Source organism: Lysinibacillus sp. NPDC093216 (assembly GCF_050280325.1).
Classification (GTDB): domain Bacteria; phylum Bacillota; class Bacilli; order Bacillales_A; family Planococcaceae; genus Lysinibacillus.
Genome location: NZ_JBNNVB010000026.1, coordinates 24972 through 45760, shown reverse-complemented (window position 1 = coordinate 45760; position 20789 = coordinate 24972). Strand labels below are relative to the sequence as shown.

At 33.5% G+C, this 20789-nt stretch carries 18 protein-coding genes and 1 pseudogene; 9 read left to right on the top strand and 10 right to left on the bottom strand.

The annotated features are described in order from the left end of the window. Window positions 1–424: 424 nt before the first annotated feature. The 4 genes from ACQKOG_RS21685 to ACQKOG_RS21670 all read right to left on the bottom strand — a co-directional run bounded on the left by ACQKOG_RS21685 (window position 425) and on the right by ACQKOG_RS21670 (window position 2647). Window positions 425–1075, bottom strand: a complete 651-nt coding sequence (locus ACQKOG_RS21685) for a DUF4085 family protein (RefSeq protein ID WP_402873405.1) — start codon at window positions 1073–1075, stop codon at window positions 425–427. Window positions 1076–1188: 113 nt separating this feature from the next. Next, window positions 1189–1689, bottom strand: a complete 501-nt coding sequence (locus tag ACQKOG_RS21680) for a hypothetical protein (RefSeq protein ID WP_427448241.1) — start codon at window positions 1687–1689, stop codon at window positions 1189–1191. A 72-nt stretch (window positions 1690–1761) separates the two neighbouring features. Further along, on the bottom strand, window positions 1762–2427 hold the full coding sequence (locus ACQKOG_RS21675) for an HAD family hydrolase (RefSeq protein WP_370082631.1): 666 nt from the start codon (window positions 2425–2427) through the stop codon (window positions 1762–1764). Between the two features lie 19 nt (window positions 2428–2446). Continuing rightward, the gene (locus ACQKOG_RS21670) at window positions 2447–2647 is read right to left on the bottom strand and encodes a transmembrane Fragile-X-F protein (protein WP_370082633.1); all 201 of its coding nucleotides are present in this window, start codon (window positions 2645–2647) and stop codon (window positions 2447–2449) included. 221 nt (window positions 2648–2868) lie between these two features. Here ACQKOG_RS21670 and ACQKOG_RS21665 point away from each other — a divergent pair, with 221 nt between their 5' ends. From ACQKOG_RS21665 to ACQKOG_RS21640, 6 genes are all read left to right on the top strand, one after another. Beyond that, entirely contained in the window at window positions 2869–4014 is a 1146-nt protein-coding gene (locus ACQKOG_RS21665) for a hypothetical protein (RefSeq protein ID WP_370082635.1), read from the top strand. Window positions 4015–4525: 511 nt separating this feature from the next. Beyond that, window positions 4526–5680: a hypothetical protein gene (locus ACQKOG_RS21660; RefSeq protein ID WP_427448240.1), complete on the top strand. Its 1155-nt coding sequence runs from the start codon at window positions 4526–4528 to the stop codon at window positions 5678–5680. A 513-nt stretch (window positions 5681–6193) separates the two neighbouring features. Then, the gene (locus ACQKOG_RS21655; RefSeq protein ID WP_402873397.1) at window positions 6194–7339 is read left to right on the top strand and encodes a hypothetical protein; all 1146 of its coding nucleotides are present in this window, start codon (window positions 6194–6196) and stop codon (window positions 7337–7339) included. A gap of 488 nt (window positions 7340–7827) precedes the next feature. Next, window positions 7828–8982, top strand: a complete 1155-nt coding sequence (locus tag ACQKOG_RS21650; RefSeq protein WP_402873394.1) for a hypothetical protein — start codon at window positions 7828–7830, stop codon at window positions 8980–8982. 211 nt (window positions 8983–9193) lie between these two features. Further along, on the top strand, window positions 9194–9382 hold the full coding sequence (locus ACQKOG_RS21645; protein ID WP_402873391.1) for a hypothetical protein: 189 nt from the start codon (window positions 9194–9196) through the stop codon (window positions 9380–9382). Between the two features lie 79 nt (window positions 9383–9461). Then, on the top strand, window positions 9462–9773 hold the full coding sequence (locus ACQKOG_RS21640) for an RNHCP domain-containing protein (RefSeq protein WP_370082645.1): 312 nt from the start codon (window positions 9462–9464) through the stop codon (window positions 9771–9773). Window positions 9774–9849: 76 nt separating this feature from the next. Here the strand turns inward: ACQKOG_RS21640 and ACQKOG_RS21635 are convergent, their stop codons facing one another. Further along, on the bottom strand, window positions 9850–10293 hold the full coding sequence (locus ACQKOG_RS21635) for a hypothetical protein (protein WP_427448239.1): 444 nt from the start codon (window positions 10291–10293) through the stop codon (window positions 9850–9852). 167 nt (window positions 10294–10460) lie between these two features. On the opposite strand from ACQKOG_RS21635, the gene ACQKOG_RS21630 reads away from it, so the two are divergent. Further along, window positions 10461–10706, top strand: a complete 246-nt coding sequence (locus ACQKOG_RS21630) for a YkuS family protein (protein ID WP_132358618.1) — start codon at window positions 10461–10463, stop codon at window positions 10704–10706. 231 nt (window positions 10707–10937) lie between these two features. Then, window positions 10938–11156: pseudogene (locus ACQKOG_RS21625) on the top strand (IS110 family transposase); the annotation flags it as partial. 179 nt (window positions 11157–11335) lie between these two features. Here the strand turns inward: ACQKOG_RS21625 and ACQKOG_RS21620 are convergent. Next, window positions 11336–11731 carry an NUDIX hydrolase gene (locus ACQKOG_RS21620; RefSeq protein ID WP_402873385.1) on the bottom strand — a complete coding sequence of 132 codons (396 nt, stop codon included), beginning with the start codon at window positions 11729–11731 and terminating at the stop codon, window positions 11336–11338. A 254-nt stretch (window positions 11732–11985) separates the two neighbouring features. Here ACQKOG_RS21620 and ACQKOG_RS21615 point away from each other — a divergent pair, with 254 nt between their 5' ends. Beyond that, the gene (locus tag ACQKOG_RS21615; protein WP_370082653.1) at window positions 11986–12231 is read left to right on the top strand and encodes a hypothetical protein; all 246 of its coding nucleotides are present in this window, start codon (window positions 11986–11988) and stop codon (window positions 12229–12231) included. Between the two features lie 96 nt (window positions 12232–12327). Here the strand turns inward: ACQKOG_RS21615 and ACQKOG_RS21610 are convergent, their stop codons facing one another. Genes ACQKOG_RS21610 through ACQKOG_RS21595 form a run of 4 tightly spaced genes read right to left on the bottom strand, consistent with a single transcriptional unit; the run spans window position 12328 to window position 20789 of the window. Further along, window positions 12328–13095, bottom strand: coding sequence for a thioesterase II family protein (locus tag ACQKOG_RS21610; RefSeq protein ID WP_370082655.1), 768 nt, complete (start codon window positions 13093–13095; stop codon window positions 12328–12330). Continuing rightward, window positions 13089–14174, bottom strand: a complete 1086-nt coding sequence (locus ACQKOG_RS21605; protein ID WP_370082657.1) for a Gfo/Idh/MocA family oxidoreductase — start codon at window positions 14172–14174, stop codon at window positions 13089–13091. Before ACQKOG_RS21605 ends, ACQKOG_RS21610 begins: the two co-directional genes overlap by 7 nt. Beyond that, entirely contained in the window at window positions 14171–15292 is a 1122-nt protein-coding gene (locus ACQKOG_RS21600) for a saccharopine dehydrogenase NADP-binding domain-containing protein (protein ID WP_402873378.1), read from the bottom strand. Before ACQKOG_RS21600 ends, ACQKOG_RS21605 begins: the two co-directional genes overlap by 4 nt. Next, entirely contained in the window at window positions 15276–20789 is a 5514-nt protein-coding gene (locus tag ACQKOG_RS21595; RefSeq protein ID WP_427448238.1) for an amino acid adenylation domain-containing protein, read from the bottom strand. The genes ACQKOG_RS21600 and ACQKOG_RS21595 overlap by 17 nt, the downstream gene beginning before the upstream one ends.

The window sequence follows — 20789 nt, the reverse complement described above, 5'->3', positions numbered from 1 at the left end:
GTATTGTACTGGATTTGTTACTATCTTACATACTCAAAAAACAGCTGAAATCTATGAATTCAGCTGTTTTACATTTATCTATGAGATTTAAATAAAATATGACTATTCTGCACAACGAGTGGTTTATTTCCGTTCCGGCTGAGTGCTTTGTTGTTGCTGACGCTTCGCTTTCGCACAGATAAAACATTTGTTGCTGACGCTTCGCTTTCGCACAGAGCAAAGCTTCCTGGGGGCGTCCGATGAGGTCAACACGATGTTGGTCACGAAGGCGTTATCACAGGACGTGATGGTTTTAGCCTTCATTCCTCTATTGTAATCCCCAAGGTGTCACTCAGTCCCCGCTCCAATCAACCAATTCACATAGCGTGTATCTATTGGTAACAGATGCTTCCGTTGCTTATGTATATTTCATCACAAACTATTTTTATACTGTCTCAATCTTTAATTCCCTAGCCTGTATCATTAATTCACAAAGTGGACAGTCAAATAATACGTGTAATTCAAACCCTGTTTCAGTTTTATAGATTTCATCATATAGCCACCAAGAACCTTCTAATTGTTCTGGAATCGAACTTTTCTCTATATCACTAAAAGTTAATCTTACATTTGTATCGTACCAACCTACACTTGTTCCAGCTATAGTAAGCGTAATTGTAGATTCAGTTGAAGAGAAAGATAATACTTCTCCATCGTGCAATGATTTTGTATGTATTTCAAGAACTTGAGATGGGAGCTGCTCTTTTATTTCCTCAAATTGTTCCATATACCGTTTACTTAAATCGTGACTACGACTTTGATAATTTTTATTCCACTCTTCAGCCATTCTTCGTAATTCTTTAGATGGATATTTAGTTTTTAGAGAGCCATCTAAAATATATGGATGAAATGGTGCTGGAAGTAATGTTAATAAGTCATCTTTTCGCCATTCCAACTCTGCTTGTAACATTTCGATATAGCTTGTCCCATCTTCGTTTATCCAATTTAAACTTTCTTCCCAATCTTCTTTAGAGTCAGGGAAAGTCAAAAAACCATTGACTTGCATTTCACGATACCAATTTCGAGTGAAATATTTCAATTAAAAATCCCCCGTTCGTTATTTCTTGTTGAGCTCCAACTAAATAATGTTCCTTGCAGTTAAAAGATATAAAAAGGCCAGTATTCAATATTTTGAATCACTGGCCTTCCCCATTATCTCATAGAATTAATAATTTTCACCATGCCATCAACGGTAATAGCATTTGCACTGACTTCATCAACAATAAAAGTGTATTGAAAATCATTTTTCACGATATTAAAAATGACAAAATCTAAGCTTTTATAATAAACCATCTCATTTCCATCAGGTAATTTCACTGTCTTAGCACCCTTTGGAAATGAACGTTCATATTCATTGTCGGTTATTTCTATTATATAATGTGTACGACCTGCACCCTCTACCAAATATCGGATGGATAGTTGAGGATGTTTATGATTAAATGATCCAAAAACATGAGTGAAAGTAATAGGTGGAAGTCGTGTTGGTAAAGGTATATCACGTTTAAAAACCGCTTCACTTTCTTGAATTGCTTTATTAACTTCTGTATACTCTCCACCTTCTAAATAGATTTTTTCTAAATCAGTAGTAATTGCTTTCGCTTGATTTATTTGAAAATTTAGAAGGAGTAAAAGACATACACTCATTTTCCTCAATTGATTTTTAACCTCCTGATTTCATTTTCCTTACTTTCTCCTAAATCAGAAGATATATGAGTTTTAGTCTTTTCAAGTCCTTTGTAAAACCTTTAAAATATCTTGAATTTCTATTAAATTATCAATGATATAATTTGCTTCAACACTTTGCCATGCATCATTTCGTTTCCAAATAGTCGTCATCCCTACTTTTTTAGCAGCTTCCACATCATTAAATGGATGATCCCCAACGTAAATACTTTCATTAGCTGTTACTTCTAGCTTAGATAACGCTCGATCAAATATTTCTGCATCCGGTTTTTTGATGCCCTCCCATTCAGAGATAAGAATCACATCAAAAACATCTTCAATTCCTAACGCTCGTATATTATTTAATTGAAATTGCCCATAACCATTTGTAATCATACCAAGTTTTAAGCCTTGCTTCTTCAAATTGTTCAACATGCTATGTAAGTATAAAAATGGAACACAACAATGCTTAAATTCCTGCAGGTAATCCTCTAACATTGCTTTTGGAGATAACTTAATAGAAAATTCTTCGATTAATTGTTGATAGACCTTATCTTTCCATACATAGCCATGATTATCTAGCTCAATAAAGCGTTGAACATAGTTCTCTTTTAAAATGTGTGATAGATTCGGCTTTAATCGCTCGTATTGTTGTTCAATAAATAAGCGAACTGAACTATCACGATCTAACAATGTTCCATCTAAATCAAAAATCACCGCTTGAATCATTAGTTTGCATCCCCTTTATTTAAAACTTCATTCTACAACTTTTTCGTTTTTTCACTGCCACTACCGCTATCATCACCATTACTAACTTCATCACCAAAATTAATCCGTAAATGCTAAAAGATATGATCGCTGGCAAAAGCACTAACCACCAAGACCATGCAATAACATCCGTGAGCTTTAATACTATAAATACAATTGTTAATACTTCCGCGATTCCCATATTCACACCACCAGATACGAGATTTTCGTCATACCAAATTTAGTTTCTTGTCGTTAATTCTTCTGAAGCCTCAAACTTTATTGTTATACAACTATTTAATCACTTTACATGAAATGTTTAAACTTTTTAAGTTTTTCAAAAAAAGATGAACCTTTTCATTTGGTAATTCGTCTAAATATTGGAAACTAGAGTTCTAGAGTAAATAAAAGGGAGAAATGATCATGAAAAAACCGATTAAAAGAACTTGGATGATTGCTTCAGCACTAACAATAGGTATGGCAGTTCTAACACCACTTCAAGCAGGAGCTACAGCAGTAGAACCAACAAATGGTGTTACTGTTCAAATCGAACAACAAATATCAGGAACGATAAAAGACATCAACGGAGACGGGATTAATCTAAAAGGTAAAGACGGTAAAAACTACTATATCAGTTTCATTAAATTTTCTGAAGAACAATTAGCAAACATGAACTTAGTTGAAGGACATGAAATTACTGTAGAAGGAAATCTAGTAGAGGATTATTCAGACTTCTATACATTTGAAGTTTATAAAAGAGTGTTGCCTAAAGAAGTAACGGAAGAAGAGCTAACAAAATTAGAAAAATTGTTTAATGAAAAAATCAAATTACACAAAGAATTGTCAAATGAAATGACAGAAGAAGAGTTTGAAAAGAAATTTGAAGAAATCAAGAAAATAAGTGAAGACATGTATAAAATTTTAAAACCATATCTATTAGCTAATTGGCAGCCTGTAACGTTTGAAGAATATATAGAAAATTACGGATTTAATGAAAAAAATATAGTTATAGAAGAAAATGATAAAAAACAGCTCAAAGTTATTTATGAAGAATGGGTCAAGCTTGAAAAAGATGGTCAAGAGGTAAAGGCTAACGAAAAATATGATGAACTTCATAAAATCCTAGAACCATATATTGATGACCTTTATCCACCTCAAACATTTGAAGAGTACATGGAAGGTAAAGAGTTTGATATCCCTACAGAAACTTTAGCAAAACTAAAAACTATTTATGAAGATGCTCAAAAAGCTGAAAAAGCTAAAAATGATGAATTAGCTGAAAAAACATGGAATGAATTCTATGAAATCATTGATCCGTTCATCAAGCCTCTAACATTTGAAAAATACATGGCTGACTTTGATTTCGAAGTCAGTGAAGCGGATAACAAGCAATTAAAACAACTTTATGATGAAATCTTAAAGCTAGATGAAAAAGAAGAACAAGTAAAAATTGAAGAGAAATGGGAAACATTTAATAAAATTTTAGACCCTTATTTTAAAGCAAATAAAGAAATTCTAATTTCAGCTTCTAAAGTAACAATTAACGGTCAAGACTATCTTCCACAATAAGTAAAAGAATCGAGGTGTCCCAACAATCATTTAAGATGATTATTGAGATTCCTCTTTTTGTTAATTCCACAATAATATTCAGAGATTTTTTATACAAGAAGAACTTCCTTTAACTTTTGCCCATCGTCCGATATAAGTCCCCTTCTCTTTTGAAACAGAGAAAACATTACTTTGTACTTTTACATCCCCTCCATAGGTAGTTTCTTAAATCTATTTTTAATTCCACTTGAGGTAAAACGAAAACAGAACAATTCTTTTATTAGCCATAATTTCTGGTGGTAGAATTTTATCAACGCATTCATTACTTATAAGATTTTCCCAACCATATGTACCTTGTACTGTTGGTGCTTTATATAATCAGACTGCTCAAACTTGGATGTTATACAACTATTTATGTACTTAACATGAAATGTTTTAAAATTTTTTGAAAAATAACGAAACTTTCTAACTGGAAATCCGTATAAATATTGGAAACTGAGAGTTCCAGAGTAAATAAAAGGGAGAAATGATCATGAAAAAACCGATTAAAAGAACTTGGATGATTGCTTCAGCACTAACAATAGGAATGGCTGTTCTGACGCCACTTCAAGCAGGGGCTACTGAAGTAGAACCAACAAATGGTGTTACTGTTCAAATCGAACAACAAGTTACAGGAACGATTAAAGGAATCAGTGATGACGGGATTTATCTAAAAGGTAGAGACAGTAAAAACTACTATATCAACTTCTATAAATTTTCTGATGAACAAATCGCAAAAATGAACCTAGTAGAAGGACAGGAAATCACAGTTGAAGGCAGCGCAGTAGAGGGTTTTTCAGACTTCTATACATTCGAAGTTTATAAAAAAGAATTGCCTAAAGAGGTAACAAATGAAGAGTTAACAAAATTAGAAGAAATGTTTAACGAAGCGAGGAAGCTGCAAAAAGAAGCTGCAAAAGCCGATGAAAATAAAGCGTTTGAAGAGGCAGAAAAGATATATGAAGAAATGCATAAAATTTATTTAGACATGGGTAAAATTATTAAGCCATATTATTTAGCTACTTGGCAACCTGAACCATTTGAAGAGTATATAGAAAATTTCGGCTTTAGTGAAAAAAATATAGTTATAGAAGAAAATGATAATAAACAGCTTAAAGTTCTTTATGAAGAATGGGTAAAGCTTGAAAAAGATAGTCAAGAGGAAAAGGCTAACGAAAAAATGAATGAGTTTCACAAAATCCTTCAATCGTATTTTGATAAACTTTATCCAACTCCAACATTTGAAGCGTTTATCGAAAGATTTGAGTTAGATATCCCTGCTGAAGATTTTGCAAAACTAAAAAATATTTATGATAATGCTCAAAAAGCAGAAAAAGATGGCAATGCTGATGAGTCTGTAAATTTGTGGGAGGAATTCTATTACATCATTGATCAATTCATAACGCCTCAAACATTTGAAGAGTACATGGCCGACTATGAATTCAAAGTTAGTGAAGCGGATAGCAACCAATTAAAACAGCTTTATGAAGAAATCTTAAAGCTAAATATAAAAGAAGACAAAGCAAAAATTGAAGAGAAATGGGAAGCATTTCACATTATTTTAGAACCATATTTCAAAGCAAATAAAGAAATTCTAATTTCACCTTCTAAACTAACAGTTAACGGTCAAGAATATCTTCCACAATAAGTAAAAGAATCGAGTAATCCCAATAATCATTTAAGATGATTGTTGGGATTACTCTTTTTGTTAATTCTACAATAATATTAGAGATTTTTTCCTAAGTCTATACCATACTGCAATCAGTTTATTGCTACAGAAAAAATATAAGAAGAACTTCCTTTTGCACATCTTCCAATATAAGTCCCCTGCTCTTTTGAAACAGAGAAAACATTACCTTGTACTTTTACATCCCCTCAATAGGTAGTTTCTTAAATTTCACTAGAAACAAAAACGGAACAAATTTTTTATTTGCCATAATTTCTGGTGGTAGAATTTTATCAACACATTCTTTGTTTATAAAATTTCTCCAATAATATGTACTTTGTACTGTTGGTGCTTTATTAAATCAGACTCCTCAAACTCTAATGCTATACAACTATGTTTTAAATTTTTTTAAAAAAGAATGAACCTTTCTAACTGGAAATCCGTCTAAATATTGGAAACTATAATTTCCAGAGTAAATAAAAGGGAGAAATGATCATGAAAAAACCGATTAAAAAAACTTGGATGATTGCTTCAGCATTAACAATAGGAATGGCTGTTCTGACACCACTTCAGGCAGGAGCTACTGCAGTAGATCCAACAAATGGTGTTACTGTTCAAATCGAACAACAAGTTACAGGAACGATTAAATACATCTACGGAGATGGGATTGATCTAAAAGGTAGGGATGGTAAAAACTACTATATCAGCTTCTATAAATTTTCTGATGAACAACTAGAAAAAATGAACTTCGTAGAAGGACAGGAAATCACAGTTGAAGGTAACATAGCAGAGGATTATTCAGATTTCTACACATTCGAAGCTTATAAAAAAGAATTACCTAAAGAGGTAACGAAAGATGAGCTAACAAAATTAGAAAAATTGTTTAATGAAAAGAAAAAGCTTCAAAAAGAATTGTCAAATGAAATGACAGAAGAAGAAGTCGAAAAGAAATTTGAAGAAATTGATAAAATTTATAAAGAAATGGATAAAATCACAAAACCATATATATTAGCTAAGTGGCAACCTCAAACATTTGAAGAGTATATAGCAGATTTCGGATTTAGTGAAAAAAATATAGTCATTGAAGAAAATGATAATAAACAGCTTAAAGGTATTTACGAAGAATGGGTAAAACTTGAAAAAGATGGTCAAGAGGAAAAGGCTAACGAAAAAATGGATGAATTTTACAAAACCCTTCAACCATATTTAGAGAAACTTTACCCAACTCCAACATTTGAAGAATTCATGGAAAGATATGAATTAGATATCCCTGCTGAAGATTTAGTAAAACTAAAAAATATTTATGATAACGCTCAAAAAGCAGAAAAAGATGACAATGCTGATTTGTCTGAAAAACTATGGGAAGATTTTTATTACATCATTGATCAATTCACAACGCCTCAAACATTTGAAGAATTCATGGCTGACTATGAATTCAAAGTTAGTGAAGAGGATAACAAGCAATTAAAACAGCTTTATGAAGAAATCTTAAAGCTAGATAAAAAAGAAGACAAAGCAAAAATTGAAGAGAAATCGGAAGCATTTTATAATGTTTTAGAACCATATTTCAAAGCAAATAAAGAAATTCTACTCTCTGCTTCTAAAGTAATAATTAACGGACAAGAATATACCCCACAATAAGAAAAAGAATTGAGGTTTCTCAACAATCATTTAGGATGATTGTTGGGATTCCTCTTTTTGTTAATTCCACAATAATTTTTCGAGATTTTTTCCAAAGTCTGAATCTTCTATAGAAAAAATATAAGAAGAACTTCCTTTTGCCTACCCTCCGATATAAGTCCCCTTCTCTTTTGGAACAGAGAAAACATTATCTTATTCTTGTTCAATTTCATCGCTGCTTAACCATTTTTCTACTTCTATCCCCTCGGTAGGTAGTTTCTTAAATCTAATTTTAATTTGAGGTGAAACAGAAAACAGAATAATTTCTGGTGATAGAATTTTATCAACGCACTCATTATTTATAAGATTTTCCCAATAATATGTGGTGTTTTATTTAAATAACATGGACTGTTTTAAAATTTTAAAAAAACAACGAACCTTTCCCACTGGAAATCCGTCTAAATATTGGAAATGTTAAGTTCCATAGTAAATAAAAGGGAGAAATGATCATGAAAGAACCGATTAAAAAAACATGGATGATTGCCTCAGCATTAACAATAGGAATGGCTGTTTTGACGCCACTTCAAGCAGGAGCTACTGCAGTAGAACCAACAAATGGTGTTACTGTTCAAATCGAACAACAAGTTACAGGAACGATTAAAAGCATCAGTGATGATGGGATGTATCTAAAAGATAGAGACGGTAAAAACTACTATATCAGTTTCTATAAATTTTCTGAAGAACAACTAGACAAAATGAACTTAGTAGAAGGACAGGAAATCACAGTCGAAGGTAGCGTAGTAGAGTATTATTCAGACTTCTACACATTCGAAGCTTATAAAAAAGACTTGCCTAAAGAGGTAACAAATGAAGAGCTAACAAAACTAGAAAAAATGTTTAATGAAGTGAAGAAGCTGGAAAAAGTAGCTTTTAAAGCAATGGAAAATAAAGCATTTGAAGAAGCAGACAAGATATATGAGGAAATAAGCGAGATTTCTAGAGACATGCGTAAAATTACTAACCCATATTATATAGCAAATTGGCAACCTATACCTTTTGAAGAGTATATAGAAAATTTAGGTTTTAGTGAAAAAAATATAGTTATAGAAGAAAATGATAAAAAACAGCTTAAAGTTATTTATGAAGAATGGGTAAAGCTTGAAAAAGATGGTCAGGAGGAAAATGCATACGGAAAATATGATGAACTTCATAAAATCCTTGAACCGTATATTGCTGAACTTTATCCACCTCAAACATTTGAAGAGTACATGGAAGGCAAAGAGTTTGATATCCCTGCTGAAACTTTAGTAAAACTAAAAACTATTTATGAAGATGCTCAAAAAGCGGAAAAAGCTAAAAATGATGAGTTAGCTGAAAAAACATGGAATGAATTCTATGAAATCATTGATCAGTTCTTTAAGCCTCAACCATTTGAAGAATACATGGCTGACTTTGACTTCAAAGTTAGCGAAGCGGATAGCAAGCAATTAAAACAGCTTTATGAAGAAGCTATTAAGCTTGATAAAAAAGAAGAAGCTGAAAAAATCAGAGAAAATTGGGAAGCATTTCACATTATTTTAGAACCATATTTCAAAGCAAATAAAGAAATTCTAATTTCACCTTCTAAACTAACAGTTAATGGCCAAGACTATCTTCCTCAATAAGTAAAGGAAACGGGGTGTCTCACCAATCATTTGAAATGATTGGTCGGATTCCCCTTTTTTTAGATCCAAAGTAAACTTTGTCGCAAAAATAAACTATTTAAACAATTCAATAAATTTGATAACCTATAAATGGTGAATACGAATGCTTATATGATAAGGGGTGATGAATTGACATTTTATCTATTTAAAACAATTGCTCGTTAGGGGACGAATGCCGAAGTCAGTGATTATAGGAGAACACCTACTAGTGGAAGATGGAGCGGTCCGTCTTACAGTGGTTGGCACAAATATACAAAATCAATCGTGGTCCGGATCAAAGGATGAAATAAGTCTTTGTGAAGCAGGAACTAGAAGTAATCGTTTTGAAGAACAAGACGGTGAATTGGTTCATTCCCTATAAAAGCCTGATACTACTATAGTAGAAAAATAAAACGGAACCCTTTCTCCAATGTTGAAATAATATATTGGAGGAAGAGCAATTGAGTAGAAAAAATGAGAATACAGCATTTCAATGTGAAAATTGCAGTACGATGGTTGAACCATTAACGAACGGAAGTTTCAGAAATCATTGTCCAATCTGTTTATTTTCAAAACATATGGATCATGTTCCTGGAGACAGAGCGAGTACTTGTAAAGGTTTGATGAGACCAATTGGAGTCGATTATACAGGAAAAAAAGGCTTTCAACTTATCCATCAATGTACAAAATGTCAAAAGATTAGTCGAAATAAAATAGCTGTTGATTCCATTCAAGAGGATCAAGTTATCCAATTTATGCAATCAATCGTATAATTAAGTAATTTATTATTCAAAGACACATTGGAAATTAACCTTCAATGTGTCTTTTATTAATTTAAAATCACCCTATTCATTTTACCTCTATAGCAAAAATATAAGAAGAACCTCCTTTGTCCCATCTTCCCGAAATACTATATATATAAGTCCCCTTCTCTTTCGGTACAGAGAAAACATTATCTTTTACCTTTACTAGCTCAATCTCATCGTTGCTCAACCATTTGTCTACTTCTATCCCATCAATCGGTGGTTTCTTAAAACTAATTTTAATTTCACTTTGTGGTGAAACAGAAAACGGAACAATTTTATTATTAGCAATAATTTCAGGCGGTGAAATTTTATCAACACATTCATTATTTATAATATTTTTCCAACAATATGTGCCTTGTACTGTTGGTACTTCTTTTCCCTCTGTCAAAACAACAGGCTTGGGTGGTCCAGCATTATGTAGCATAATCATCCAGATAAATGCGATAATAAATAACATACTAATTATTTTTATCTTTAGACTTCTCATTTAAAATCTCTCCTATTCAGCATATATAATTGCTAATATCATTTCGTTGCAATGGAAAATGAATTTCTCTATTTTCCCGCCATTTTAAATGTGTATAACAAAAAAATGAATTACGTGAATAATTAGCAAGCCTATATGACACATTACATATAGGAGGTGGAAGAGTAATGTCTAAAATAATTGGTGTGGAACAATCATTAACGAACGTTGAAGACGCTTTAAAGGCAAAAGGTTATGAAGTTATTCAACTTCGTACTGAAGAAGATGCAAAAAAATGTGATGCCTGTGTAATCACTGGGCAAGACAGAGATATTATGGGAATTAGCGATCCTATCATGGCAGGACCTGTTATTGACGCTGACGGTCTTTCTGCTGACGAAGTACTTCAACGTGTCGATAAATATTTCCACTAATAAATGACTTGGTGCTGTCGCTGTAGTTTTTTGACTATGGAGCAGCACCTTTTACTATTTATGTGATTATAGAGTGCTCATTATTAAATTCGCCAATTCAGGTCTTTTATAATTTCTATGCTTGGATTCTTACAAATTTTATCTATTCTTTTTCATAAGCTCTTACCTATAAACAAAATCTTGTTGTGCTTTTTTAGAATACTTTATTTGCATCATTTTAATTCTCTTTTAGCCCCATTCATGGCTGTTCGTTGTGCAATACGAGATTGCAGGAAAACTAAAACAGACGATAAAATCATTCCTCGAAACAAGAAATTGCGTGAGTTTTATGATAAAAAACGTGACGAAGGAAAACCTTTTAAAGTAGCGATAGTAGCTTGTATTAATAAACTATTACATTGGATTTTTGCCTTATTAAAAAATAGAACTACGTACCAAGATTTAGCTTGATAAGTAAGTACAACTAAATCAAACAAAACCTTCCAAAAACAAACTTTAGGAAGGTTTTTAGTATAGCACATGCCTATTAAACTTTTAACAGAAAATTATTGACAAACTATTAGCTGGTTTAGTTGAATAAGAAAAAAGATGAAATCTCTGTGGAATCCCATCTTGAAGTAAAGCACCCGTTAATTGAATAACGATTGTATTTTTATAGCTAATTCTTTTGGTTTAACGTCAATAGAAGATAGCTGGTTTATATCTACCCACATCGGTAGATATGTTCCACGTTGTCTTTTCTTATCTGTGTACTCTTCACCTTTCCCTGTGCCGAAATTGCCATGCATTATCTCAGCAAGAAAAAAATATTGAGTTCCATTAAATTCGATTGTTGCAATGCACTTACCAACTTTAACCGTAACACCTAATTCCTCTAACGCTTCTCTTTTAGCTCCTTCTTCAGGTGTCTCTCCATCTTCTATTCCTCCACCAGGAAACACATAATAAACTGAACCTTCTCGAACCCTCTTAATCAGTCCTACCTTTTTATCTTTAATCAAAACTATTGAACCTCGATCTCGCAAATGTATTCCCCCATTCTATATAAACCTTTATTCCATAATCCTGCACTTTTGCTGAATAAGCTACTGTAAATATAATACCTTAAAAAGTAAATTAACTAGTTACACTTACACTGTGGCATAATCAGCATTTGCATGACAAAACTGATTAGTAACAGGGATGTATCCGCACAAAAGGGAGCTATTACTGGATACAGATATATCAGTAAAACGTATTGCATTTAATGATATACAAGATGCAAAGCTGGTGGACACTGATGATTAATCACGAAGATCGACCAATCTTATACGACTATATAAAATTAGACATGGCCATTCGGTCATTACAACAAGACTATTCATCGCTTGAAAATTTAAAAATGTCGAAGGTCTATTTAAATGTTGTAGATGGTTTATTTAAAGACTTAAGAAACGATTTTTATAACAAAAAACGTGTGCTTACTAAGAAAAATATTGAGGTAGTCAAATGGGTAAATGTAGACAAACCCTGGGCAAATTGGTAAGGATATATTACAGCTTTTACAGGTTCAATAAATACTTTATATGAATACAAAACGGGGGTATCTCTAATTTTAAGATACCCTCATTTTAAATTTTTTTTACTTAATACAAATCTTAGAAGAACTCTGTATACAGTTCTGCTCCAAACTCTTATAATAATCCTGTTTATTTTCATATGGGAAAAAGTGACTTCCCGAAAACTCTTTCAAATTAAAAGAATTTGTCGTGACATTTCCCCAATTTTTCATACTACTTGCAGGCGCATCTGGATCATTAGTTCCGCAATGAGCAACAATCGGACCATGAAATAATTCATTACGATAATCAAAAGACTCATTCAAACGATAATCATTTTTCACTATTGGTAAAATATGTTGTAAAACTTCTTTATTTTCCAATAACTCTTTCGGAGTACCTCCTACTCGTATTAATTCTTTAACTAATTCACTATCATCCATATATGTTTGATAGTCATCAGGGAAATGATCTTGAGGTGCATGGCGACCTGCTACTATTAATAAATTCACTTTTTTCTTATATTTTTCTTCTAGTAAACAGGCTGTTTTAAAAGCAAGAATAGCTCCCATGCTATGACCATAAAAATATATTCGCGTTTGGTTTGTTACTCTGTTAATTGCTTCTGCAATTTGTGGCATCACATGAAGATAATCTGTAATATACTGTTCTTTTATTCTTGTTGATTTACCAGGTAGCTCTATCGGAAATACAGCTAAGTTCTGCTCCCATGTTTTCCAATTTCTAAAAGCGGCGGCACTGCCTCCAGCATGATGGAAACAGAACAGCTTATTACTATTTTCGTAATCTAACTCGTCCACAAAAGGAAACCACTTTTTAACGTCTACCACAACCATTCTTCATCCTCCTTGATATCCTTCATTCTTAATGGTTCTCGTTCCCGTATGTAAACTTTTTGAGAGGGTCCTATTTTTCTGCCAATATCATTCCATAATTTACAAGCTGTTAAATAATATTGTGTTGTTTGATTAAAGTAAGAACGATTCCAAATATCTTCATAAAATGTTAGAAGAGAACGTTCAACGCTTTTAGGCCATATTTTTTTATAGTGATCTTCGAAGCTATTGTTTTGTGCAGTAAAGACAATCTCCTCTACTGGATAGCTTAGAAATTTATTGTCTATTCTCTTATTTAATATAGGCGATTCGTTTAATGACGAACTCATACATGGCATCCAATGCACTGAACCGTGCGTGTCCGGTAAATACAATGTTCCTCTATTCGTTCCTAAAGTCACTCTGTGCAATAAATAAATGTTACTTTCTGGATTAGCTAAATCCATTTGATTGAAAACACGTAATGTCACAGGGGTGTCCCGTATTTGTCCAGATAGCATATAAAAAGGGTTATGCTCTGTAGGGTCATTAACTGGTTCAAATATACAGGATTGTAAACTACCAAGGGCTTGCCCTATAATATCTAGCATTGGAAATAATACTTGGATACTACAAGCCGCCTCTAAATAAATAATATCACTAACTTCTCTTAATGTTTTCGCCGTTTGTATAAAGGAATGTACAGCATCGACATTTGGATAAAAACTATTTAAGTGATATTTACAATTACCTACTTTCGCACTTTTAATTAGCTTTACATAGTCATCCTCATGAACAGGATGCTCCTGTATAACATGTATACCTTTCTCTAAAAATGCTTGTGCTATATTTGTCCCTTCTCCACCCACGATCGTTGATTTAACAACAACACACGCAACATCCACCTGCTCATTTGTTATATCTTCTACAGTTGTGTAAAGTGGAACATTCAATGTATTGGCGAGTTCTTGCGACTGGTTACTACCCTTAGATAAAATACCTACAAGCTTATAAAGAGATGGTAAATTTAAGATTGCCTGCAAATAATAAGCACCGAACTTCGTACCACAAACGACTACTCTTAATGGCCTCATAATATCCCTTCCTCCAAGTCTAGGTGATTTTCTGTCTGTGAAGTAATGATAAAATCTTCTATCACACACTGTTCATGCAATTCTCGCATAACATTACTTGGATTCAATATGTCGCAAGCCCAATAAACTCCATTTTCCTGAATTATCCCTTCTATAATGGCTTCTACAGATAACGCACAAATAATTCCACTAATCGTAAAGCTATTTTGACAAAGTAATTGAGCTTGTCGTCGTATCGATTGTCCCTTAAATTTTCCAATCATCTCTATGACGAGTGTGTACCATGTTTGTCGAACAGGGAAAATGATAAGTTTTTCCATCAGGTCATCTACAATTTGATGTAAATGTTCAGGCGTATTTTTCATTGCTAATTGTATACACGCTTGTTGTAATAATGAAAAAACAGCTTTATTTGAATAAATATTATGCCAATGTGCTTCAGTTATATGTAGCTTTTTTGCAAGGCGAATTGTTTCATTTGTTATATACCTTTGAGCATAGACAGTATTTTCCTCACCATTAATTTCCACTTTTATTTTTTCTGTATGTGCTATATCACGTACTATTTTTCCATCCTTATAAAAGGCATTCGCTGTACCAAAACCATAGATGGAGCTAAGCATTATATCAGCTGCTGCGCCTTTACTATATGCTTCTTCTCCTCCTGCATAGCCGCTTATTTTATCTATTTGATCAAATCCTTCTTGAGCTAATAGGCGAGGAAGAATCCCCGATAAACCGGGAAAACTTCCTGCTGAAAGAATCATTATATTTGTTAGCTCCTGTTGTATAAATTTCTTCTCCAACAAATCTGCCCCAAATGCATCGACATAATGGGCCCCAGCTTTTATGGCAGCTTGAGCCACTCTATCAATAATGCTATACGAGGGGCCTGCACAATTTAACACGATTGTACAACCTGCACAAAATGTCTCTAGCGCTATTTGGTCATATATATCTACCTGCATATATTCCATAAATTTGTCTAATTGAGAATGTTCTTTATGCTCACTTCTACTCCCACAGCGTAATGGGTATTTATCTTTTAAATATCTTACAGCCGCTTGTCCAACAACCCCATTGTAGCCAATAATTCCTATTTTAAATTGATGGTTCATGGCTTACTCCTTTAAGCAGTAATTGAGCAGTCTCTTTCACATTAGGCTCCTGCAAACACGTAATATGATTACCATTTATAGGAATGATATTTAAATGACCAAATGTAATATCTCTCCAAAATTCTTCGTTTCTTGTACCAATTACCGGTAAAAAGGATGATATTTTATCAATACAACTAAATGCAACTACGTCTCCCATGAAAGGCTCGGTTCCATACGATACAACACCTTTAAAGCTTTGACAGAAGATTTGATATAGCGTTACCATTCGTTGCTTTTGAAAAGCTGAAATATCACCTTGCAAAGCTGGAACGGTAGTATATAAATCTACTAATCTCTGTTTAGGAGACTTGCTAGAAAGCTTTTGATAACATTGTGCAATTGGTGCAAACTCTCCGGTTAGATTACATAAATCTTCAATTGTAATGGTATTCGCTTCTTTTTTGATTAAATCATGTAGTGCTTTTTTAAGTAATTCATCCTCGACATCGTGACCACTTTTTACAAGATCAGCGCCTATTAATAAACCAAATGTTCTTTCCATTAATAGATCATTTCGAAGCTTTGCATCACAAGGCGTAGTATCTATTGTAATGACTGGTTCAACTTGAACACCTTCTGCAAGTAACACCTTTGCCGTTTCAACAGCAATAAGCCCTCCCATACAGTACCCTATTAATTCAAAGTTTGAAGCGTTTAGCTTTAACAATTGTTGCGCATATTTTTGCCCTAAATTTTGAATAAGTGTTTCAGGTGTATAGGCTAAATAATCTGCTTCATCACCAAAAATAAATCCTGCTATCGTGTCTTTGCGGTTAGGTTCATCTATCAAATAAGGGAGCAATTGATTGTAAGGTGTAAGTGTTCCCGTTCCATCGTGGAATAGTACTTTAATTTTTCCGCCAACCTCTCCTTCAGCTAATATAACGAAAGATGTTTTCGTATCTGAGGCAGTTTCATCCTGCATTGTTTGATGATTTTCAAGCGAGTGACTTATCTTTTCTGCAATTTCTGCAATCGTCGGTGTTTGTAAAATCTCTACCATTAATTGATCCCACTCCCAATGCTCCACTTCTGAAAGTGTATCTCTCATTGCTGCCACAACTTGTGCAACTAGTAATGAATCGCCACCTGCTTGATAGAAGTTTTCATTGCGCCAAATACTTTCTCTATTTAGTGCTTTCGCCCAAATTTCTGCAATTCTTTTCTCTAAGTCACCTTGCGGAGATTCACCGGATTGTGCAATAAATGGATTGGATGCTTCTAGTCGACTTTGTAATGTACTTCGATCCACTTTGCCGTTTTCAGATAACGGTAGTTCACGAAGCACTTCAATATGCACTGGTATCATATATTTTGGTAGTTGTCTTTCTAAATGTTGCTGAACCTCACTCGCATAAAGTCTCTTACGTTCACCTATAAATTGACCGACAAATACTGCCTGATTTGCAGCGGATAATGGATCATTTTTTGTAGGATATACACCGGCTATCTCCACCTCTGTTGCTGCAAATAACTCATGCCACTGTTCACAATTGAAAAATACTTGATCATTGTTTTTTCTAAAGTCTTCAAAATCATTTAGACCAGCATGAAATTCCATTGATGTAAGAAGTGAATAGTTTTCCCCAGTCGTATCTGCTACTATTAACGCTCCTCCTTCAACTGTCATTTCCTTAAAGGTTTGTAACACTTGTGGAGCTTTCTTAGCGTTGTGTAAAACATTATTACATAAAATCAAATCAAAGGAAGATGCTTGAATTCCTTGAGACCAATAGGATTGATTGATATCATACAAACCATATGTAACCCACTTATAAGGTTCAAACGATTTTCGCGCTTCATTTAAAAAGAATTGTGATAAATCTGTAAAAACATATTCTACATTTTTATGATTTAATGTTGGTATTAACTCTAAACTTACACCGCCTACGCCAGCTCCTACCTCTAAAATTCGGAACGTTTTCTCTGGATAAGCCTTTCTAAATTCATCTACAATTGTATGGACAGCTTGAATTGTAACTTGATTTAATGAACGACTAATTAGGTTGTCTTTATATGCCGCTAAAGCAATATCAAAGCTTCCTTTAGGGAAAAATAAATCTAATGAATCAATATCCCCGCGAAGTAAACCTAAAAGATGCTTACTTGAATCTTCAAAGTAATCCACAAGTTTTTTTCCATACTGCATTTTTTCTTCAATGTCTCTCCATTTTAGCCAAGAGATTTCTGATGCATTGTGTGGTAAATCTTTATTGACTAGATAATAGTTTGACGTTGCTGGATTTTGCTTTATAAGATTTTCTTTACATAAAACATTCAGCCATCTTCTTAGTAGCTGATGGTAGTATGGATGTACTTTGACTATTTGCTGAATTTCACTTATAGAAAATTCTCGATCATCTATAAAAATATCTAAGTCTTGGAATGTTTTCATAATATCTAGTACGGCTGTCCAATTTGAAATTGTAGACCATTGTGCAAATAACTCTCGATCTACATTATGGGTCGCTTGATCTCCAGCGTTTTTAACTACAGTTGTTAATCTTTCTGAAGAAACCAATGTTTTTATTTGATTTGTATTTTTCCTTGCTTGCACGAATGCTGAAATGTTAAATTCTTTACTTGCCAAATCTTTACTTGCAATAACCGCTGCATGCTCTACCTGCTGCATACGTTGCATAGAACTTTCAATTTCACTTAACTCAATGCGATGCCCATTAATTTTTACTTGAGTATCCTCTCTCCCTAAAAACTCAATCACACCATCTGGTAGGAATCTCCCTATATCTCCAGTTGCATATAAACGCTCTCCAGTGTAAGGATGGACAATAAATTTCGCTGTAGTATTTTTTTCATCCTGTAGGTAGCCGGTGGCAAGCCCCTCTCCCCCAATATATAAATCACCAATTGTCCAATCAGGGCATGACTCTAGCTCCTTATTCAACAAATAAAAATATTGATTTTCTAATGGCTTACCATAAGGAATACTGTTCTTATAGGTAGTATTTACATCTATTGGATAATAAATAGACCAGATTGCTGCTTCTGTTGCTCCACCAAGGCTGATAAATTTCGCTTGTTCAAAATAATGTGCCATTTGTTTTGGTAATGTAACAGGTATCCAATCTCCAGATAAAAATACTAAACGTAATTTTTTATGAAGAGTTGTTGTCGTATCCTGCATGTATGCATGAAGAAGTTGCAATTGGGCTGGTACTGAATTCCAAATAGTGGCTTGATGAGATGTTAAAAGCTCCAACCAATGTTTTGGATCTTTAAGACGTTTATGCTCTGGTAATATAACGCTACCACCAACACTTAATAATCCAAAGATATCGTATACCGATAAATCAAAAGCTAAATTGGCAATTGCTAAAACTCGATCATGCTCTGTTACTTGGAAACGATGATTCATATCCATTATTGTATTCAGTACTGCCCTATGACTAACAATAACGCCTTTCGCTTTTCCTGTACTGCCAGACGTATGAATAATATAAGCTGGCTGTTCTACATCTACACGTACAGGAATTAACTGTGCTTCTAAAGCAGTGTTTAATTGCTCGACTTCAATAAAGGAAAGAGATTCTTGTTCGTATAAATCACTATGGCTAGCATGACCTAAAATAAAAGTGGTTTGTGATTCACTTATAATATTTTTTTTACGAGCAATCGGTTGCTCAATATCTAAAGGTAAATACACGCCACCTGCTGTTAATGTTCCTATTACAGCAGCAATTTGCCAAATACCCTTCTGTAAGTCAATTGCTACAAAATCTCCTTGCCGCACACCTTTATTAATCAATACCTGTTGAATGGCATAAACATAACGACCGAGCTCCTCATATGTAAAATATTTACCATCTGCAAAAATAGCTATATTTTTAGCATATTGTGCAATAGCATCTAGCACATTGTCATAGAGTAACCCCTTAGGTAAATCAATCGTTGTTTTATTTACTTCATTTCTAATCTTTTGCATTGCTTCAGGTAAACCTAATAATTGACGTTCTGTCCATGCTGTTTCGTTAGTTGCAAGTTTTGTTAAGTGATCTACAAAAAATTGAAAGGCTGAATCGATTAGCCCACTTGGAAAAATACCTTCACGTACATCCCAATTTATTAATATTCCATCCGGTTGTTCAGATACTTGACAATCAATCCATACTTGAGGTGTTTGACTAATTTTATATGCTAATTTCAACTTAGGCTCATTTTCAGACATATGACTATTCGCGTCTGCACCTAATGTACTTGTATATACTACCGGTATAATAACATCACGATTACGATGTCGCTTTAATTCACGCAATACTTCAATTCCTGAAAAGTCGCGATACTCTAAGTCTGTCCATAGTTGCTGTTGTATTTCAGCCGCATGCTCATAAAATGCTCTATCTCTTTTTGCATGTATTTCTAACAGATTGATGGTCGTAAAATCTCCAATTACATCATGAATTTGAGCATGAATATTAGGTCGATTAAGCATCGTTATATTCATACAAAAGTGAGATTGTTTTGACCATAAGCCAATAATTTCAGCAAACGCTGTTAAAATAATACTGGAAGGAGTTAGCCGATGATCTTTTGCCTTCTGACTTAAAAATTGCCATTTATGATTAGGTAACAGGAAATTAAATTGTTCAAAACGAATTTTATTGCTATCAATTTTATCACTTTGAACGGGTAACTCTGGCGCCTCTGGGAAAGTCTCTAAACGACTAGTCCAATAATTTTTAGCTTTTTCATTGGCAATCGAGCGATCATGTTGTTCATATTGTTGTATCATGACATCTCTAAATTGAATATCTAAAGCTGGTAATGGAGTATTTCCTGTATAGTAATAGTGTTCTAATTCTGCTATTAATACATTGATACTGACAAAGTCAGCAATTAACATATCAATAGATAGATGAATAACACTTTGATTTTTTTGCTGTGTAAGGACTAGGTCATACAACGGCCATTTATCAGGAGCATATTGCTTAACAGATAACTCATTTCTTACATGTAATAATCGTTGATTGGCTACTTCAGGTACTTCATCTGATAAATCAATAACTTGTATAGTTGGGAGCTCTACGTTTTTTAATACTTGCTGATAACCCTCCTGATGCACTATCGCATGGAGCATATCATGTCGCTTTATGACTTGGTGCCATGCCTTTTCAAGCCGTGTAGGATCAAAAGTAGTGCCAACTAGTTCTGCATATACTTTACAACCTACTCCTCCATAACGATAATTGTTGCTTCTACCTACTAAATAGGCTGATTGAATATCAGTAAGCGGAAAGGAATCATAGCGTTTTTCAGTATCATGAATAATTGATTGTTGTTCCTTCTGTAAATAATCAAGGAGTTGCTCTTTATATTCTTTCAATCGCTCTTTACGTTCATTTGTAAGTACACCAGTTGGAGCCTTAAAATGTAATTTTCCATCTTCTACCCAAAGGTTCACTCCCAGCTCACGATACTCCTCTAATAATTTTTTCAT

Bases quoted from the DNA above. Each gene is read 5' to 3' on its own strand.
- ACQKOG_RS21675 (WP_370082631.1), bottom strand. From the start codon at position 2,427: ATGATTCAAGCGGTGATTTTTGATTTAGATGGAACATTGTTAGATCGT.
- ACQKOG_RS21670 (WP_370082633.1), bottom strand. From the start codon at position 2,647: ATGGGAATCGCGGAAGTATTAACAATTGTATTTATAGTATTAAAGCTC.
- ACQKOG_RS21665 (WP_370082635.1), top strand. From the start codon at position 2,869: ATGAAAAAACCGATTAAAAGAACTTGGATGATTGCTTCAGCACTAACA.
- ACQKOG_RS21660 (WP_427448240.1), top strand. From the start codon at position 4,526: ATGAAAAAACCGATTAAAAGAACTTGGATGATTGCTTCAGCACTAACA.
- ACQKOG_RS21655 (WP_402873397.1), top strand. From the start codon at position 6,194: ATGAAAAAACCGATTAAAAAAACTTGGATGATTGCTTCAGCATTAACA.
- ACQKOG_RS21650 (WP_402873394.1), top strand. From the start codon at position 7,828: ATGAAAGAACCGATTAAAAAAACATGGATGATTGCCTCAGCATTAACA.
- ACQKOG_RS21645 (WP_402873391.1), top strand. From the start codon at position 9,194: ATGCCGAAGTCAGTGATTATAGGAGAACACCTACTAGTGGAAGATGGA.
- ACQKOG_RS21635 (WP_427448239.1), bottom strand. From the start codon at position 10,293: ATGAGAAGTCTAAAGATAAAAATAATTAGTATGTTATTTATTATCGCA.
- ACQKOG_RS21630 (WP_132358618.1), top strand. From the start codon at position 10,461: ATGTCTAAAATAATTGGTGTGGAACAATCATTAACGAACGTTGAAGAC.
- ACQKOG_RS21615 (WP_370082653.1), top strand. From the start codon at position 11,986: ATGATTAATCACGAAGATCGACCAATCTTATACGACTATATAAAATTA.
- ACQKOG_RS21605 (WP_370082657.1), bottom strand. From the start codon at position 14,174: ATGAGGCCATTAAGAGTAGTCGTTTGTGGTACGAAGTTCGGTGCTTAT.
- ACQKOG_RS21600 (WP_402873378.1), bottom strand. From the start codon at position 15,292: ATGAACCATCAATTTAAAATAGGAATTATTGGCTACAATGGGGTTGTT.
- ACQKOG_RS21595 (WP_427448238.1), bottom strand. From the start codon at position 20,789: ATGAAAAAATTATTAGAGGAGTATCGTGAGCTGGGAGTGAACCTTTGG.